Source organism: Rhizomicrobium palustre (assembly GCF_011761565.1).
In the GTDB taxonomy this organism is placed as follows: Bacteria; Pseudomonadota; Alphaproteobacteria; order Micropepsales; family Micropepsaceae; genus Rhizomicrobium; species Rhizomicrobium palustre.
On sequence record NZ_JAASRM010000001.1, the window covers coordinates 4,136,971 to 4,154,458 of the forward strand.

General features: G+C 60.3%; 21 protein-coding genes. 10 read left to right on the forward strand and 11 right to left on the reverse strand.

The genetic code is table 11. The features are described from left to right. The first annotated feature begins 110 nt into the window (after positions 1–110). Positions 111–725: a DUF6655 family protein gene (locus tag FHS83_RS18625; protein WP_167084921.1), complete on the forward strand. Its 615-nt coding sequence runs from the start codon at positions 111–113 to the stop codon at positions 723–725. Here FHS83_RS18625 and FHS83_RS18630 read toward each other — a convergent pair. Beyond that, complete coding sequence (locus tag FHS83_RS18630; RefSeq protein WP_167084923.1) at positions 722–1,555, reverse strand: class I SAM-dependent methyltransferase; 834 nt, start codon at positions 1,553–1,555, stop codon at positions 722–724. The two genes, FHS83_RS18625 and FHS83_RS18630, sit on opposite strands and share 4 nt — an antisense overlap. 105 nt (positions 1,556–1,660) lie before the next feature. On the opposite strand from FHS83_RS18630, the gene FHS83_RS18635 reads away from it, so the two are divergent. Next, positions 1,661–2,341: a glutathione S-transferase N-terminal domain-containing protein gene (locus FHS83_RS18635; RefSeq protein ID WP_167085637.1), complete on the forward strand. Its 681-nt coding sequence runs from the start codon at positions 1,661–1,663 to the stop codon at positions 2,339–2,341. Positions 2,342–2,361: 20 nt separating this feature from the next. Continuing rightward, positions 2,362–3,417 carry a serine hydrolase domain-containing protein gene (locus FHS83_RS18640; RefSeq protein WP_167084925.1) on the forward strand — a complete coding sequence of 352 codons (1,056 nt, stop codon included), beginning with the start codon at positions 2,362–2,364 and terminating at the stop codon, positions 3,415–3,417. A 168-nt stretch (positions 3,418–3,585) separates the two neighbouring features. On the opposite strand, the gene FHS83_RS18645 is transcribed toward FHS83_RS18640, so the two are convergent. After that, on the reverse strand, positions 3,586–4,833 hold the full coding sequence (locus FHS83_RS18645) for an argininosuccinate synthase (RefSeq protein WP_167084927.1): 1,248 nt from the start codon (positions 4,831–4,833) through the stop codon (positions 3,586–3,588). A 199-nt stretch (positions 4,834–5,032) separates the two neighbouring features. Between FHS83_RS18645 and FHS83_RS18650 the strand changes: the two genes are divergently transcribed. Next, complete coding sequence (locus FHS83_RS18650; protein ID WP_167084929.1) at positions 5,033–5,584, forward strand: hypothetical protein; 552 nt, start codon at positions 5,033–5,035, stop codon at positions 5,582–5,584. A 324-nt stretch (positions 5,585–5,908) separates the two neighbouring features. Next, positions 5,909–6,514 (forward strand): CHRD domain-containing protein, encoded by a 606-nt coding sequence (locus tag FHS83_RS18655; RefSeq protein ID WP_167084931.1) that lies wholly within the window; start codon positions 5,909–5,911, stop codon positions 6,512–6,514. Positions 6,515–6,533: 19 nt separating this feature from the next. On the opposite strand, the gene FHS83_RS19290 is transcribed toward FHS83_RS18655, so the two are convergent. Beyond that, on the reverse strand, positions 6,534–6,884 hold the full coding sequence (locus FHS83_RS19290) for a hypothetical protein (protein WP_208414957.1): 351 nt from the start codon (positions 6,882–6,884) through the stop codon (positions 6,534–6,536). A gap of 63 nt (positions 6,885–6,947) precedes the next feature. Continuing rightward, positions 6,948–7,655 (reverse strand): DUF1963 domain-containing protein, encoded by a 708-nt coding sequence (locus tag FHS83_RS18665; protein ID WP_167084933.1) that lies wholly within the window; start codon positions 7,653–7,655, stop codon positions 6,948–6,950. Between the two features lie 118 nt (positions 7,656–7,773). Here FHS83_RS18665 and FHS83_RS18670 point away from each other — a divergent pair, with 118 nt between their 5' ends. From FHS83_RS18670 to FHS83_RS18680, 3 genes are read left to right on the forward strand one after another with little or no spacing between them, the layout of a single operon-like run. Next, entirely contained in the window at positions 7,774–8,058 is a 285-nt protein-coding gene (locus tag FHS83_RS18670) for a toxin-antitoxin system TumE family protein (RefSeq protein WP_167084935.1), read from the forward strand. Next, positions 8,055–8,396, forward strand: a complete 342-nt coding sequence (locus FHS83_RS18675; protein WP_167085639.1) for an HVO_A0114 family putative DNA-binding protein — start codon at positions 8,055–8,057, stop codon at positions 8,394–8,396. The genes FHS83_RS18670 and FHS83_RS18675 overlap by 4 nt, the downstream gene beginning before the upstream one ends. Positions 8,397–8,401: 5 nt before the next feature. Next, a complete protein-coding gene (locus FHS83_RS18680; protein WP_167084937.1) occupies positions 8,402–8,725 on the forward strand; it encodes a hypothetical protein in 324 nt (107 codons plus the stop codon). A gap of 314 nt (positions 8,726–9,039) precedes the next feature. On the opposite strand, the gene rlmN is transcribed toward FHS83_RS18680, so the two are convergent. From rlmN to FHS83_RS18705, 5 genes are all read right to left on the reverse strand, one after another. Next, positions 9,040–10,149 carry a dual-specificity RNA methyltransferase RlmN gene (gene rlmN, locus FHS83_RS18685; protein WP_167084939.1) on the reverse strand — a complete coding sequence of 370 codons (1,110 nt, stop codon included), beginning with the start codon at positions 10,147–10,149 and terminating at the stop codon, positions 9,040–9,042. 65 nt (positions 10,150–10,214) lie between these two features. Then, positions 10,215–10,799 (reverse strand): invasion associated locus B family protein, encoded by a 585-nt coding sequence (locus tag FHS83_RS18690; protein WP_167084941.1) that lies wholly within the window; start codon positions 10,797–10,799, stop codon positions 10,215–10,217. A 108-nt stretch (positions 10,800–10,907) separates the two neighbouring features. Then, positions 10,908–11,723, reverse strand: coding sequence for an ABC transporter permease (locus tag FHS83_RS18695; protein ID WP_167084943.1), 816 nt, complete (start codon positions 11,721–11,723; stop codon positions 10,908–10,910). Between the two features lie 2 nt (positions 11,724–11,725). After that, entirely contained in the window at positions 11,726–12,472 is a 747-nt protein-coding gene (locus FHS83_RS18700) for an ABC transporter ATP-binding protein (protein WP_167084945.1), read from the reverse strand. Positions 12,473–12,547: 75 nt separating this feature from the next. Continuing rightward, positions 12,548–13,174 (reverse strand): glutathione S-transferase family protein, encoded by a 627-nt coding sequence (locus FHS83_RS18705; RefSeq protein WP_167084947.1) that lies wholly within the window; start codon positions 13,172–13,174, stop codon positions 12,548–12,550. Between the two features lie 212 nt (positions 13,175–13,386). Between FHS83_RS18705 and FHS83_RS18710 the strand changes: the two genes are divergently transcribed. Then, entirely contained in the window at positions 13,387–14,658 is a 1,272-nt protein-coding gene (locus FHS83_RS18710; protein WP_167084949.1) for an MFS transporter, read from the forward strand. Here FHS83_RS18710 and FHS83_RS18715 read toward each other — a convergent pair whose 3' ends face one another. Next, positions 14,659–15,189 carry an RNA methyltransferase gene (locus tag FHS83_RS18715; RefSeq protein ID WP_167084951.1) on the reverse strand — a complete coding sequence of 177 codons (531 nt, stop codon included), beginning with the start codon at positions 15,187–15,189 and terminating at the stop codon, positions 14,659–14,661. 76 nt (positions 15,190–15,265) lie between these two features. Between FHS83_RS18715 and FHS83_RS18720 the strand changes: the two genes are divergently transcribed. Beyond that, positions 15,266–16,246, forward strand: a complete 981-nt coding sequence (locus FHS83_RS18720) for an asparaginase (protein ID WP_167084953.1) — start codon at positions 15,266–15,268, stop codon at positions 16,244–16,246. On the opposite strand, the gene FHS83_RS18725 is transcribed toward FHS83_RS18720, so the two are convergent. Further along, positions 16,243–17,466: an aminotransferase class V-fold PLP-dependent enzyme gene (locus FHS83_RS18725; protein WP_167084955.1), complete on the reverse strand. Its 1,224-nt coding sequence runs from the start codon at positions 17,464–17,466 to the stop codon at positions 16,243–16,245. The two genes, FHS83_RS18720 and FHS83_RS18725, sit on opposite strands and share 4 nt — an antisense overlap. Between the last annotated feature and the right edge of the window lie 22 nt (positions 17,467–17,488).

Sequence of the window (17,488 nt, forward strand, 5' to 3'; positions counted from 1 at the left end):
GGCCGGTAACCCCGGTCCGCCAATTTTTTTGCCCTTTTCGGCGTTTTTTTGCCCCTGAGCCCGGCTGGAACAGCCCCTCGCCCCCGGCATTTCACCCCCGGAGGGTTTCCATGATCCAAAAGCTTTTGCCGCTGAGTCTGGCGATGATTCTGCTGTGCGGCTGCACCACGGTGCGGGCGACCAACCCGGCACGCACCGCGGCCGAGGAGTTGTTGATTTCCACTGCCGCCGACCGCGCTGCCGAAAAGTTGGCGCAAAGCGTGCCGGTGGGGCTGACCGCCTATTTCGACGGGCAATATATCGCGGGGACCGATGCGCCTTATGCCGCCGCCACCATGCGCGATCAGCTGTTGCGTCACGGGGTCAATCTGATCGACGACAAGAGCAAAGCCGAAGCGGTGATCACGCCGCGCATGGGCGCACTGGCATCGAATGAGATTTCCACCGTGCTGGGCCTGCCCGGCCTGCCGGTGCCTTCGCTGCTGATGCCGGGCGCCTCACTGACCACGCCCGAACTCAACCTCTTCAAACAGGAGGAGACCGACGGGCTCGCCAAATTCGCCGCCACAGTCACCGATACCAAAACTGGCAAGCTGATCGTGGCGACCGATCCGGCCTATGGCTATTCGCGACGCTCAAGCTGGGTGCTGCTGTTCTTCATCACCTGGCACGAAAGCGACCTCGGCAAGGGCGAGAAAAACCCCGATTACAGGATACTGCCTTAAGCGCGCGCTTCCACCAGCCAGATCGCGACTTTCGGCGTGTAGCCCTCTTCGCTGCGAAAGCTCTTCACCACCGGCGTGATGGCTTCGCGCACGCGCGCTTTGGCGGCGGGATCGAGTTCGCGGGTCTGGCGTGCGAGCGGTCCGAGATTGAGGGTTTGATCCAGCGCTTCTTCCAGCGTGGTGCCGAGCAGCGAAGTGGGCATCGCCTTTTCGATGCGGATATCGCGCCAGCCGGAATCGGAAAGGATTTTGCGGGTGCGGTCGCTATCGGCAAGACCGAAAGGCCCCGGCGCATTCGGCGGTGTGGGCTCAGCAGGCGGCAGGAAGGGCTCAGCGGCACGATAAGGCTCGATCAGCGAGGGCACCTCCACCATCGGGCACCAGCACGTAAAGGCGAGACGCCCGCCCGGCTTCAGCGCCTTGCGGATATTGGCAAAAGCCCGCCAGGGATCAGCAAAGAACATCAGCCCAAAGCGCGAGGTGACAAGATCGTACTCCGGCGTGAAGGGCGCATCGGCGGCATCGGCTTCGTGAAATTCAGCAAACGCGCCATAGCGTGCGCGGGCGGCTTCGATGAAAAGCGACGAGATGTCGAGCCCCACCGCTTTGCCAGGCGCGACACGTTTCGCGAGGACCGCCGTCAAAGCTCCTGCCCCGCAGCCGATATCGAGCACGTTCATGTCCGGTTCAGGCGCGACGAAGTCTAGTAGCGTTTCCGTAATTCCGGTGAAGCCACGTTCGAAATGATCGGCACGCGCGACCCAGCTTTCCGCCACGGGTCCGTTCCAGAATTCGCGCTGGGCGTCGTTTTCTGTGCTGGGTTCGGACATGACATCACCGGTTGAAAGGCGCCTGACCCTAGCCCCATCCACGATCGCGAGACAACAATGCAGCACCCTTTTGCGGAACAAAAATCGCCTTTATCATCGCAGGCCGTGAACTACACCCTGATCACCGCGAACCGCAATTATTCAAGCTGGTCCTTGCGCCCCTGGCTGCTGATGAAAGGCCTCGGCATCGCTTTCGAGGATCGCTTGGAACCTTTCACCAAACCGGTGAATTATGCGGAATTCCGCTCGTTTTCACCAACCGGCCAAGTGCCCGCGCTGATCGATGGCGAGCGCACGATCTGGGATTCCCTTGGCATTGCGATGTATCTCGCCGACCGGCATGAAGGTGTTTGGCCAAAGGATGAAGCGGCGCGTGCCTTTGCTCAATGCGCAACGGCGGAAATGCATGCGGGCTTTGCCACGCTGCGCAATGACTGCACCATGAATGTCGGCGTGCGGGTGCGCCCCAAGCCCATGTCCGAGGCGCTGCAAAAGAATGTGGCGCGGATCCAAGAGATTTTCGAATTCGGCCTTTCACGTTTCGGCGGGCCGTATCTGGCGGGCGCGGAATTCTCAGCGGTGGATGCGTTCTATGCGCCGGTGGCGTTTCGCATCCGCACCTATGGGCTGGATGTCGGTGACGGGCAGAAGTGGGTGGAGACGATGCTGAACCATCCAGCGATGCTGGAATGGGAAGCGGCCGCGCTGAAAGAGACATGGCGCGAAAAAAGCCACGAGGCAGAGCTTAAAGCGTGCGGCGATGTGATCGCGGATTATCGCGGCTAAAATAATTCCAGGAGATTTCCATGTATCGACGCACGTTTCTGACGGGCGCTGCCTTGCTGTGCGCCAGTGCTCAAGCTGGGATCGTCAGCGGCAAGCCACGCGAGGAGCTGATTGACAGCTTTGCCAGAAAAGAGAATTTCCAAGGCGTGGTGCTAATCGGCAAGGCGGGCAAACCCATCTATCTGCGGACGGTGGGGTTCGCCGATATCGAAGCGCAAAAACCGGCAAAACTTGAAACGCCCTATCCTATCGCGTCGATTTCGAAATGGCTGACCTCGCTGGCGCTGTTGAAGCTGCAAGAGGCCGGCCGCATCGATCTTGAAGCGCCGCTGACGCGCTATTTGAAGACCTATCGCGCCGATACGGGCGACAAGGTGCGCTTGCGCCATTTGATGACGAATATCTCAGGCATTCCCAACGGCTTTGCGCCGCTGCTGAAGACCAATCCGGGCGCCATGCAAATCGACATCAGCACCGGCGAAGCCGTGCAGCGCTATTGCTCGGGTGACCTGAAATTCGCGCCCGGTACCGCCTTCGATTACACCCCCACCAATTGGATGCTTTTGATTGCGGTGATCGAAGCGGTCACCGGTAAACCCTATGCCGCGGTGATGGCTGAGATGGTGAGCGGCCCTCTTGGCCTCAAGCACACAACCACAGTTCTGCCTGCGGACGCAGCGATTGGCTATCGCAGCATCTCCCCGCTCCAGCGACAAACGATGGAAGAGATAGCCCCCTATTTTATGGCGAGCGGCGGCTTTATCAGCACGGCGGGCGATCTCTTAAGCGCGGCGCATCAGGTCTTCGATGGCGGCTTTCTTGCGCCTGCGAGCAAGCGCGCGCTTATCACCGTCGGCTGGGCGGAGGAAAGCTATGCCTTGGGCGGGCGGGTGAAGAGCTTGTTCGTGGATGGCATGCCGCGGGTTTTTGCCTGGGAAACAGGGCGGACTTTTGGCTATCGCTCGGTGGTCGGCCACCGCTTCGACGATCAGACCACCGTGGTGGTGCTCAACAACACCTCGGTTTCGCAACGCGCGATGGACGAGTTCGCGTATAGTTTGTTTGGGCAGATGTGAGAGAGGGTGCGTGCATAGCTGTCATCCCGGGCGATCAGCCGTCGCGAAGCGATGGATGAGAGACCCGGGACCCACCCAGACAAAAGTCAGATTTCGAAGTGGGTCCCGGATCGCGCCAACGTGCCAGTTGATGAGATCACCGTGGCGCGTCCGGGATGACAGATAGTTTTACTTCCCCAGCTTCCTCTTGCGCATGGCGAGGGTGCGCAGGCGCAGGGCGTTGAGTTTGATGAAGCCTTGCGCATCCTTCTGATCATACGCGCCCATATCGTCTTCGAAGGTCACGAGGTCCTGCGAATAGAGCGAGGCGGGCGACGAGCGGCCGATGACGATGACATTGCCCTTATAGAGCTTGAGGCGGACGGTACCGCAGACATGCTCCTGGCTCTTGTCGATGGCGGCCTGCAGCATTTCACGCTCGGGCGAATACCAGAAGCCGTAATAGACGAGCTCGGCATATTTCGGCATCAGCTCATCTTTGAGATGGCCTGCGCCGCGATCCAGCGTGATGGATTCAATCGCGCGATGGGCAGCATAAAGAATGGTGCCGCCGGGCGTTTCATAGATGCCGCGCGACTTCATGCCGACGAAGCGGTTTTCGACGAGATCGACGCGGCCAATGCCGTTTTCCTTGCCGAGCGCGTTGAGCTTGGTGAGGATCGTCGCCGGGCTCATCGCCACGCCATCGATGGAGACCGCATCACCCTTCTCGAAACCGACTTCGATGATGGTGGGCTTATCGGGGGCGTCTTCCGGGGATACGGTACGCTGGAACACGTCGGTATGCGGTTCGATTGCGGGGTCTTCCAGAACCTTGCCTTCCGAGGAGGAGTGCAGAAGGTTGGCGTCGACCGAGAACGGCGCCTCGCCGCGCTTATCCTTGGCGATCGGAATCTGATGCTTTTCGGCGAACTCGATCAGCTTGGTGCGGCTGGTGAGCGACCATTCACGCCAGGGCGCGATCACTTTGATATCGGGCTTCAACGCATAATAGGTGAGCTCGAAACGGACCTGGTCGTTACCCTTGCCGGTGGCGCCATGGCAGACCGCATCGGCCCCGACGGCCTCGGCGATTTCAATCTGTCGCTTGCCGATCAAGGGGCGCGCGATGGAGGTGCCGAGGAGATAGATGCCCTCATACAGCGCATTGGCCCGGAACATCGGGAAGACGTAATCGCGGACGAATTCTTCGCGCAGATCCTCGATGAAGATGTTCTCGGGCTTGATGCCGAGGAGTTCGGCCTTCTTGCGGGCGGGTCCGAGTTCCTCACCCTGGCCGAGATCGGCGGTGAAGGTAACAACTTCCGCGCCATATTCCGTCTGTAGCCATTTCAGGATGACCGAGGTGTCCAGACCGCCCGAATAGGCCAGCACAACCTTCTTCACTGATTTTGGCTTTACCGAATGATCCGTCACAGTTCCTGTCCTTGAAAATAGAGGCCGGAATATACGGCCCACGCCCCAAATTGCCAGATGTTAACCCGTTAATCTAATAGGGTCTCGCGCCCCCTCCCCAGCCAATAGGCTTGTGCTAAGGTTATTGCGGGTGGGGGAATTTGGCATGTGTTTGAGTCAAATGCAGGCGAGAACAGGCTTGTTTCTGGCGGCGTTTCTGATGCTTGCGGCCCCCGCCGGGGCGGCACAGACCACCTGCGAAGAGCTGAGCGACGGGGTTGAATACCGCGCCTTTTTGCCCGACCAGAACCGCTACATCTATGCGGATATCAAAGCCCTGCCCGGCGTCTTCCCCTCGATTTTTGTGATCGTGGACAAGAACTATCTTTCCGGCGCCGGGGCCAATGATCCGGCCAATAAATGGTGGCTGGACCGATCGCGCCCGATGCAGTTCTCAACCGACAAGGTCAAAATAAGCTGGCCGAAAGAGAGCGGGATTTATGCCGTGGCCGGATGGTTCGGCAGTGCTGATCCGACTGAGATTACCCAGCCGATCCGAGGCCTCGCCAAATCGCCCACCGGCTTCGAGGGCAAGGGTTCGCGCGACACCAATGGCTTTGCCTTCCAGACCCGCCTGGAGATGCCCGGCTTCACCGGCGAGGAGTTCACCGTCGCCCTGCCGCAAATCTCGTTCGACGGGGTGACGCTGACGCCGCCTTTGGTGCGCTTCACCAAGGATGACAAGACCGCCACCGCGAAATGCGCCCCCTGACGGTCAGCAAGCTTTGCACAATCTTCACGGTAGCGACTGGAACACTTCGCGGAATGATGCGTAGTATAGGCGTCTCACGCTTCGGCGTGGACCTTAAGACGGTGAGCCCCCCTCCAGCCGTCTTAACGCCCCGCTCCGGCCGGCCCAGCCCCAGACCCCAACGGCCGGAGCGGGCCTTGCTTTCCCTGTCAGGAACGTTGACAGCTCCTGCTACGGAACCTGAAGAGGCGGGCCTAAGCTCCCGGTATAAAACAATATTTTCAGCGCACCTTTAAGGGCACGGATATTGCTGATCCCTCTCCCGAACACATAGGGAGAGGTTTGATGCGTCTTCTCATTGCGATTGCGCTGATCTTTGGCCTTGGCGCCGCACCGGCCCAAGCCACGCAACTTACGTTCGGATTATTCCTCAATGGCGCCAACGAGGCCACGCCCAATGCCTCGGCGGGCTTTGGCAATGGCTGGGCGTTCTACGACAGCGACCTGCACAGCCTCGACCTGCTCATATCCTTCGCGGATCTCACTGGCGACACGGTGGCGGCGCATATCCATTGCTGCACAACGACGTCATGGACCGGCACAGCGATGGTGGCAACCGAACTGCCGAGCTTCAGCAACCTGCCCTTGGGCGTCACCGATGGCACCTTCTCGCAGAGCTACGACCTGACCAATCCGGCGAGCTTCAATCAGGCCTTTATAACGGCTTCGGGCGGTTTAGCGGCGGCGGAGACCGCCCTCGTGATGGGTATGGAGAGCGGCCAAGCCTATCTCAATATCCACACCACCGCCTATCCGGGCGGCGAAATCCGCGACTTCTTCCACGAACTGATCGTGGACCCCGTGCCGGAACCGGCGAGCTTCGCCGTGCTGGGCACGGGCCTTCTTTTGGCGGGGTGGTCGATGCGGCGGAAAAGGCGCGTGAACGCCTGATCCGCGTAAAGGCTGGCGGTTAGTGGCGGGTCTTTTTGCGGGGCGCGGTTTCGACCGCCCCGGCAAGGCCCAAATCCACCGCCAGCTCGTCGGCCTCGATCATCTTGGCCATCAGCTCGCGTTCGAGCTTGGTGAAGACGTTTTCGCTGGGCTTCTTGGCCGCTTTCTTCACCGCCGTCTTCTTGGTGGGTTTCTTCGCGGCGGTCTTCTTCGCCACCGTCTTGATGGCTTTCTTCGCGGCAGGCTTCTTGGCAGCGCGCGTCACCTTGGTCGCGATCTTCTTGGCCGCGGGCTTCTTCTTGGCAGCCTTCTTCAGCGCCTTTTTGGTCGCCGCCACCGCCTTCACGTTCTTCGCCTTCTTGAGCGCCATCGCGGCCTCCTGGATTGATGTGTCGACTGATTTGCGGGCGAGAATAGCGGAAAGCGGGAATTTTCAATAACACTGAAAATCCGTCACCGCCTTGTCGAAGCGCAAGGCAGCGATCTCATCGGGGCGCATCGAGATGTAAAGGCAGCCGAGATCGCCCCACATCATGCCCACCTCTTCGACACTGCCGATCTGCAGCACCAGTCTTTCGCCCTCAGTTCCGCCCGATTGGATCACACTGCGATCCCCGCCCAGCTGCACGCCCTCTTCCGGCACCACCCACTCGCTCACCACATCCAAGATTTCTTCATCCTCGAAAACCGGAATGTCGGCGCGGTCGACATCCAGAGTGAGCACCACAGAGGGGCGAAGCGCGCGCTGCGCAAAAAGGACAATGCCCTCGGCCGCTTCCCGCCGTGTCAGCACAGCCGAAGGCGGGGTGTAGAGCAGCGCAGCGGGGTTATCCCAATCCTCGTCATTGCGGAAACAGGAGATGAGGCCTTCGCGCGGCAAGGCGATGTCGAGCGCGCCGTCGGGCACATCTGCCAAATTGATCTGCACCAGAAAGGCGGTGTCCTCCGGCCAGGGTGTGTCCTCGGCGAGATCAGGACGCCCGCCGATCTTGGAAGCACCGAGCGGAATGTCGTCTTCAAAGCGCGCCACAGCGGGGCGGAAGAAACAGGCGGGGCGCACAAGCTTCAGAATCTTATCCGCATCCGCGCCGAACCCTGCCGCCGCCAAAGCTTGACGCGCCGCGTTCACATCCGCCGCCATAGTGTGTGTCCTTAAGGTGATGGCGAAGAGTAGCAGATGGGAATGGAGCGAAGGAAGGGTTGAGGGGCTTTGTTGGAGTTATTGACAACAGCCAAGAAGTGTTGTAATTTTCTCCAACATGCGGGCAGAGCTGCTTCTGGATGAGCGCCATATCCTTGGCGAAGACGTCTTCGTCGAGTTGGTGGTGTGGCGCCTGCCCCGCGCGGCTAAAGGCTCGGCGCATATATTTAAATACCGGCTGGCCCTCGTCATCAACGGCATTTGCGTGATGCGCTATGACAACGAGCCGGGCAAAGGCGATCATCGCCATATCGGTGCGGCTGAAGAAGCTTATGACTTCACGACACCGGAGGCATTGCTGGAAGATTTCTGGTCGGAGGTAGAGCGATGGACGCACAAATAAAGACCGTGACCTTGGGCGTTGCTGACCGCAAAGAGGTGTCCCGCCGCGCGGTGGAGGCGTTGAAAGGCCGTCCGCAAGGCGCCTTCATCAGCTTCGCCACCCCCGAATTGCTGTTCTCGCTTTTGACCGCAAAGCGCTGGGAGATTTTGCGCGCCATGACCAGCGCCGGAGCGCTCTCGATCCGCGAAACTGCTCGCCGCGTGAGCCGCGATGTCAAAGCCGTGCATGGCGATGTAACGGCGCTGCTCAATGCAGGACTGCTTCAGAAAACGGAAAGCGGACAGGTCGAGTTTCCGTTCGACGCGATCAAAGTGGATGTGATGTTGCGGGGGGAGTGAGGGAAATGGCAACAAAGACGCAAATTCGTACGCAGCTTCTGAAAGATGCTTTTGCAGGGCGGTTCTCTACCTACAAAGATTTTGGTTCGAGCGTAGGGATGATCGCAAGAGGCCCCTGGGATGTACTAAACGACATTGCCAGGGAAGAGATGAATTGCGGTTATCCTGACATTACGGTCCTGATTTTCCTGCAAGAGACAGGTTATCCGGCCCAGCTGGATTTTGTGAAAACCTCGTCACCTCCCGGGCCGCAAGAACGCGCGACCGCTCGCACGAAAGCGCAGGAGGTTATCGATTTATATTGCCCGGGAGCGGTGAACCCCTACTAGCTCGCTCTTCGCTCGTGAAGGTCGTTCCCCCTCACCAGCGAAATCTAGCGCTTAGCGGCGGAGGGTGCGGGTTCGGGCGATGGTGCACGCCGCTAAGTGCAAGATTTCGCGTCCTCTCCCACTAAGGGGGAGAGGGAAAACAAACAGGATGTCATCCCGGACGCGCCCACCACGGTTCTGCCGTTTGGCACGCGGGCGCGAGCCGGGATCTACTTCGAAATTTGTGCAGGCGTTGAAGTGGGTCCCGGCTCTGCACGCACACTGCTTCGCAGCATGCGCTCCGGCCGGGATGACATTTGAGGAAGCGCGAAGACCTACTTCCCGACGTGGGCTGACGCCAGTTCGGCGTAGCGGTCGGAGGCGCGGGCTTTCAGGCTTTCGCTTTTGAGCTGGCCGCAGGCGGCCATGATGTCTCGGCCGCGCGGGGTGCGCACCGGCGAGGCGTAGCCGGCGCGATTGACGACCTCGGCGAATTTTTCGATCTGCGCCCAATCGGAGCATTCATAAGGGCTGCCGGGCCAGGCATTGAACGGCAAGAGGTTCACCTTGGCCGGAATGCCCTTGATGATCTGCACCAGCTCGCGGGCATCGGCGAGGCTGTCGTTGACGCCCTTCAACATCACATATTCGAAGGTGATGCGGCGGGCATTGGAGACGCCGGGATAGGTGCGGCAGGCCTCGAGCAATTCGGCAATGGGATATTTCTTGTTCAGCGGTACCAGCACATCGCGGATTTCATCGCGCACGGCATGGAGCGAAATGGCGAGCGCGGAGCCGATCTCCTCGCCTGCCTTCTTGATCATGGGCACGACGCCGGAGGTCGAAAGCGTGATGCGGCGCTTGGAGAAGGCCAGCGCGTCGCCATCCGACACGATGGAAAGCGCCTGCTTCACATTGTCGAAATTATAGAGCGGCTCGCCCATGCCCATCATCACCACATTGGTGACGCGGCGGTTCTCGCCGGTGGAGGGCCAATCGCCCAGGCTGTCGCGGGCGGCCATCACCTGCCCTACGATCTCGCCGGGGGTGAGGTTCCTCACCAGCTTCTGGGTGCCGGTATGGCAGAAGCGGCAGGTCAGCGTGCAGCCGACCTGGGAGGAGACGCACAGCGTGCCGCGATCGGGCTCGGGGATGTAGACGGTTTCGAATTCCTGCCCGCCCGCGCGCAGCAGCCATTTGCGGGTGCCATCGGCGGAGATTTGTTCCGTGACGACCTCGGGGCGCGGCAGAGTGAAATTCTGCTCCAAGAGGGCGCGGAAATCCTTGGCCAGATTGGTCATCGCCGAAAAATCGCGGGTGCCGTGGACGTAAACCCAGTTCCACAACTGGCGCGTGCGCATAGGCGCCGCCTTTTCCGGAACACCGGCAGCGATCAAGGCGGATTTCAGCTCCGCCGGGGTAAGGCCAATCAGAGAGGTCGTCATATTGGGTAATTAGGGGCTCAGCCCGGACAAATCAAATCCGGGAGAGCCCCGCCCCTGCCGGGGGCTTAGTTCCCGCAGGCCTGGTGGGCGCGATCGAGGGCCGTGGCGATGCCGGAAAGGGAATAGGTGTCGGTCGTGGTAGAGCCCTTCTTGGAGGTGCCCGTGACCACCAGCTTGGAGCCGCCGCGCATGGACTTCACCAGGGCAGCCTCGTCGTTCACCTCTTTCACCCAGGCCGAGCCGGATTTGGCGTCGTTCTTGGCGAAGAATTCGGTCTTGCGGTTGCCGACCAGGGCGGTGATCGGCTCGCCCTCCTTATACTGGTAGCCCGGAACGATCTGCAGCTCGTCCTTCACGTTGCGGCCCGGCCAGGTCGAAATGATGATGTAGACCTGATCGCGCCCGCCCTTGATCACCGGCGAGGTGGTTTTGGGCGAAGACAGCGCGTAGCAGGTTTTGCCTTCCGGCGTGGAGGCCTGATAGGCGGTCCAGTCCTTCGAGGTGCCGAGCAACGTGGGGGCTTCGGACGCAGCGCTCACGGCAGGCTTGGCGGCAGGCTTCTTCGCGGCCTTGCGCGCCGCGGAAGCTGGCAAGCAAACAAAGGCGGCGGCAAGCACAAGCGCGAGCGTGGCACGAGCGGGCAATGACATGGAAATCCCTCGACGAAAACGGCGCGGAGAATAAGCGCGGGAAACGCGCGCGTCCATGCTAACGATGCTTAAATTAGCAAAGAAAAGCCGCGTCTATTCGCTGCTGCCCTATTCGCGCAGGCCATAGCCCTTCGAAAAAAGCCGCCAAACCCCAAGCGAAAGCACAGCTAGCATCACCAGCGACAGGATCGCGCCCAAAGGTTCCGGCGCCTCGTTGAAGCCGATCATCGAATGGCGAAGGCCGTTGATGAAATAAAAGAAAGGATTCCCCCAGGCGAGCCAACGCAAAAACGGCGGCAGCATCTCTACCGTGTTGAAAACGCCACCGACAAAACTGAGGGGCGTGATGAAGAAGATATTGAGCACGGTGAGCTGCTCGAAATTCTTCGCCCAGAGCCCTACCGCCATGCCGAGAAGGCCGAAAATGCCTGAAACAATCACCACCCAGAAGATGAATTCCGGTATCGACACCACCCTCACCCCGCCAAACAGGGCGGCGATGATGAGAATGCCAAAAGCTGTCGAGGCGGTGCGGAAGACCACGGCTGCGAGCGTGCCCGCGATCATCTCCGCATAAGAAAGCGGGGCGACCAGCGCTTCTTCGACATATTTCATAAAACGCTGGAAATAGACCTGCGAGGTCGATTGCAAAAACGCGGCGTTGACGATGTTCATCATCAAGATGCCGGGCAGCACGAATTCGAGATATTTATGCCCGCCAATGGTGGAGATGCGCGGGCCCACGACATAGCCGAATATGAAGATGAACATCAGCGCCGAAATCCAGGGCGCTACAAAGGCCTGAATCGGAACCCGCAAGAGGCGCTGAATTTCGCGCCGGATGATGGTCCAAAGGCCGATCCAATTCACCGACATCTTTTCGGGCAGTTTTTCAGAGATTTTTTCAGCGGGTTGCGAAGACATGTTCAAGCTCCCGCCGCGACGTGATCAGGCGTGGCGCCGGTGGCGCTGAGATAGGCCGCTTCCAGCCCCTCGCCCGCGAGAAACTCTTCTTTGGGGCCTTCGCGCACGATCTTGCCTTTATTGACGATGGCGATGTTGCGACAGAGACGCTCCACCTCTTCGAGATAATGGGTGGTGAGCAGGATCGAGGTACCATCGCGATTAAGCTCGGCGAGATACTGCCACAGCGCGAGACGCGTCTCGACATCAACGCCTGCGGTCGGCTCATCAAGGATGAGAAGCCGCGGCTTGTGGATCAACGCGCGGGCCAGGATCACGCGGCGCTTCAGACCGCCGGAGAGCGCGCGAAACGGTTTCTTCAAATGCTCGGTCAGCTCGAAACGCTGCATCAGCTCATCGATGCGCACTTTGCGTTCCGCTTTTGGGATGCCGAAATAGCCGCCCACCCAATCGACGATCTGCACCGGGGTGGCGAAAACATCGACGTTGAATTCCTGCGGGCTGAGGCCCACCAGCCGCCGCGCCTCGCGATAGTCCTTCACCGCGTCGATCCCGAACACCTCGATGGTGCCGCTCGTCACCGTGGCAATGCCGGTGGTGCAATGAATGGTGGTGGATTTACCCGCGCCATTGGGCCCCAAGAAGCCGAAGAAATCGCCCTCTTCCACCGTCAGGCTGAGACCGTCCACGGCGACGTTGCCCTGGCGATAGACTTTGCGAAGGTCGCGAATTTGCAGGGCGGGGATCATGAGGACCAAGCGGGAAAGGGAGGATGAGCGGCTAATATAGTCACGATTTCCCGCTTGTCAGCCTTGGGAAGCTTTTTATACGGGCGGCTCGGCAAGGAAATCGCCGAGTTGCGCCGACAAGGCCCGGGCAAAGGCAGGACGAGCTTCCAGTCTCGCCAGATAAGGCCCAAGCACCGTATCGCCAAAGACGAGATCGGTGTCACGCAGGCTGCGCAGGACAAAGCCCATCATGAGATCGCCGACGGTGAAGCGGTCTTCCAGATACTCTTTGTTCTTGAGCACCGCCGCCAGCGCGGCGAGGCGCGATTTCAAGAGCCCCGAGACTTTCTCGCGCGCGGCGGGCGCCTCCTCCACCAGATGAAAGCCGCGGATCACCGGATCGATGGTGCTGAGGGCGGCAAACAGCCAGCTTATGGCGCGGCGGCGCTGAAAAGGGTCATCAGGCAGTAAGACCGGTGACTGCTCGGCGATGTAAAGGACAATGGCGCCAGATTCGAAAAAGCGCAGCTTACCGTCGTCAAAAGCGGGAACTTGCCCGAAGGGCTGCCAATCGCGATAGGTCGCCGTGTCCTTATCCGGGTGGCCGATGAGCTTGGCACTGTAGGAGAGCCCCGCCTCCTCCAAGGCCCAGCGGACCGGCAAATCCCGCACCAGTCCTTTGGCGAAATCGGGAACCCAATTGAATGCGCTGACCGTGATCATCTCTCGCCTCCTCTTATGGTGCGAGGACGCTATCCGGACAAATAGGTTGAGGTCAACTCATTTAACGCGGGTGCCGGGCTTAACCTTGTAGCCGCGGATAAATCAACTAGAAATCGTAATTACAGGTGTAATATCAAGAGATTGCAATTGCATAGAATGATTTCAATTACAGGACGTTGTTAACGCTCAGCCGTTAATCTGGAATCTCTCGCATGTATTCCGGGTGCCCGCGCGTGTTTGTGGACAAGGCGAAAAACCAGTTCTGGCAATCGATTGCCGCAATTTGTGTAACCGCCTTGGCGGTAGCGCTGTGGGGATTCGCACACCGGCTTTACACCACCCTTCTGCCTGATCTGGCGATGGCCCAAGCCCTCAGCTCTTTTGAGATGGACCTGTCGCGCGCGGGGCTGGCGGTCGGCTATGCGCTGATGACCCTTCCCACCGCCTTCATCATCCGCAATTTCGGCTACAAGATCGGGCTCATCGCGGGGCTGGGCTTCCTCGCCATCGGCCTTTTCATTTTCTATCCGGCGGTCGAGCACCGTTCCTTCGCCTATTTCCTCTTCGCGGCGGTGATGACGGGATCGGGGCTTGCGCTGATGGAGGTGGTGACGGTGGCGCTCGCCGTATTCCTGGGCCCGCGCGACACAGCGATGATCCGCTCCAACCTGACCCAGGCCATGGCGCCCTTAGGCGCGCTTGGCGGCTATATCATCGGGGAACGCATTCTTCAGGATTCCATCAACCTCTCCAACATGGCGCATATGCTGGTGCTGCCGCTCTTCACCCTCGGCGGGTTGATCGTAGCACTGATGTTCCTCATCGATCTGGTCGAATTTCCCAGCGTGGCGGGTGAGCGCGTGAGCCAAGACGACAGCACCTGGAAAAGCTTCTCCCCGCCCTTTCACGACAAGAATTTTCGCGGCTCCGCCGCCGCGCTTTTCCTTTGCCTGGGCGCCATGCTTATCCTTTCCGGCGCGGCGATGCATTACGCGCATAAGCTCCAACCCGGCGCGGCACAGCAAAACGTGCTGATGACGGGCTTTGCCGTGTTCGCCCTGGGGCGGCTGGTGGGGCCGTTGTTCATGTTGCGCTTCCGGGCGATGACTGTGCTCGCCGCCTTCAGTGGCGCCACGGTCTTGTGCTGCGCCGCCATGACGGTGCTGAGCGGCAGAGCTGCGCTGTGGGCCTTGTGGGGCGCGTGTTTCTTCGCCTCCATCCAGTTTCCCACCATCTTCGCCATGGCCTTGCGCGACATGAAAGAGATGGCAAAGACAGGTGCGGCGGTGCTGGTATTCGTCGCCTTTTGCGGCAGCGCCGTGCTCGGCCTCACCGTCATCATGATCAAGCCCTTGACCGAGGCCATGCTGATGACCCTGCCCGGCATCTGCTCGGCCGGCATCATGCTCTATGCCATCCGTATGCGGACAGTTGAGCGCAAACCCGTCATCGTTCCCGGTGCGCTCGAAGTGCAGCGCTGGTAGCTAGCGTTTGTCGCGCACCAGCGGCGCACCCCATTGATGCGGTGGCGGCAGATCGGCTTGTTTTCCCCCCGTCATCACCGGGCGCGGCGGATACCCGCCCAAGCTGATCAAGCGGTCATAAAGCACAATGGCGCCCGCCATGCCGACATTGATGGAGAATTTCATCGGGATCTTCACGACGTAATCGGCGCGCTTCAGCATCTCCTTGGAAATCGACAGCCGCTCGGCCCCGAAGACATAGGCAGCGCGCTGGGGATGGCGAAAACGCGGCAACTCTACCGCGTCTTCGGTGATCTCCACCGCCACAAGCTTGCAGCCCGTCGGCAGGCGGAACTCGTCGGTGGTAGCGAATTGGTAATAGGGCATCGCCTTTTGCGCACGCGAAGTATCCGATTCCGCATCCGAGAGTTTTACCAGCGCATTGACCGAGAAAAAGAAACTTGCGTCAAAAGCATTGGCAATGCGTGACAGATTGCCGAGATTCATCGGTTTCGAGATACCGTCCACTCCGACGCCAAAATAGCCGCGCATCGCGCATCATTTCCCTGTATTGCGGGTCCCGCCCGGGTCTATCCCCGCGCGCGGCCTCAGCATAGATGAGTCTTCCATGACCAACCCCATTCTTGTCGAAGTCACCCGCAACCTCACCGTCGAGAGCCTCCATCGCGGCGCCGTGGCGGTGGTGGATGGTGACGGCAAGACCCTCTTCGCGCTGGGGGATGTCACAAGCCCCGCCTATACCCGCTCTTCGCTGAAACCGATACAGGCCCTGCCCTTGGTGGAGAGCGGCGCGGCTGACGCATTTGGCCTCAGCGAGGCGGAACTGGCGCTGGCCTGCGCCTCCCATTCCGGTGAGATGATGCACACGGCACCCGTGCAGGCTTGGCTGACGCGGCTTGGTCTTTCCGAGAGCGATCTTGCCTGCGGGCCGCAAACCCCGCGCTATGAACCTGCCGCTGTGGCGCTGGCTGCTGCGGGAGAGAGGCCCTGCCGCTTGCATAACAACTGCTCCGGCAAGCATGCGGGATTTCTCACCCTGGCCAAACATCTAGGGGTGCCGACGCAAGGTTATCAGCGGCTGGATCATCCGGTGCAGCAGGCGGTGCTGGCGGCAGTGGAGCGGCTTTCGGGCGAGACCAATCTGGCCTGGGGTATTGATGGCTGCGCCGCTCCCAATTTCGCTCTGCCCTTGACGGCATTCGCACGGGCACTGGCCCAATTGGCCGCCGGAAAAACGGCTGGCGGCATGCGGCTGGTGAAAGCCATGATGGCCCATCCCGAACTTGTCGGCGGAACCGGACGCTTCTGCACCCGCGCCATGCAAGCGATGGAAGGACGCGCCGCGGTGAAGGTGGGCGCGGAAGGCGTTTATGCCGCCATGTTGCCGGGCACAGGTTTGGGCGTCGCGATCAAGATCGATGACGGCGCGGTGCGCGGCGCGGAAGTCGCCGTCGCGGTGGTGCTAGAAAAGCTGGGCGTGCTGGCGGCGGAAAAAGGCCTTGCCACCCACCCCATTCTCAACACCGCGGGCGAGAGCGTGGGCGAAGTGCGCCCATCTCAGGAATTGCGCGCCATCACGATCGGCTAAGCGATCTGTTTTAGGGCCGCGATCAGTGCGTCGATCTCGCTTTCCCGCGTGAACATAGCGGGGGTGACGCGCACACAGGCGCCTTTGGCGGGACCTGCGCGATCCACCGTGAATATATTGAAGCGCTTGAGAAGATCGGCCGTGACAGCGCGGTTCTCTTCCACGCTGGTCTTGCCATTGAGACGGAAGCTGGTGATGCCGCAAGTGAGCCGCTGGTCCGACGGGGTGAGGATTTCGAGGCCGGGGTGACCGCGCAAAGCTTCTGCCCAGCGATCACGCAGAGAGCGCAGCCGCGATTCCTTGGTGGAAGCGCCAATGCTGGTGTGAAGATCGAGCGCCGCACCAACCGCCAGCGCCGCCGCGAAATTGGTGGTGCCGGTGTGCAGGCGATGATCGATGCCCTGCCCGCTTTCGCCGGGATAGAGCGCGATATCGCCAAGCCGTGAGGCCCGGATGTATGCGATGCCGACGCCGAGCGGCGCGCCGATCCATTTGTGGCAGGTGAAGCCAACAAAATCGGCGCCGAGGTCGTCGATCTTGAAATCGAGCTGACCCCAGGAATGGGCCGCATCGACAATCACATCGACGCCGTGCGTGCGCGCCATCGCGACGATCTCTTTCACCGGCATCACAAGTCCGGTGCGATGGCTGACATGGGTGAGCAGCATCAGCCGGATAGACGGGTTCTGTTTCAGCGCCGCTTCATAAGCATCGATCAGGCCTTGATGCGTCGCCGGTTCCGGCATGGCGGTGGTGAAGAGTTTCACGCCGCGCCGCGCCACCAGGGCCGCAAAGGCTTCCTGCATGGAATCGTAATCGAGATCGGCGGTGAGGACGCCATCATTTGGCTTTAGGCGATCATAACCCGCGATGAGGGTCTGCAAGCTTTCGGTGGCGCCGCGGGTGAAGACGATTTCCGTGGGGCTCACGCCCAGCACTGAAGCCGCCTTGGCCCGCACCGCCATCAAATCCGGTCCCGCCTGACGGCGCGCATAATAAGAGCCATAGCGGTTGATATGATCGAGATGACCGCGATAGGCCTCGAACACCGGCCGCGCCATGGTGCCAAAATTGCCGTTTTCGAGCTGAATGAAATCCCGCGCCACGTCGTATTGCGCGATGATCTTTTCCCATTGATTGCCGGTTTCGGCGCTGGCCTTGGTCATCAATCCTGCCGTGGTGGCGGTGGCAGCGGCGAGAATATCACGGCGGCGCAGCATAAGAGCCCTTTCGCGAAAAAGA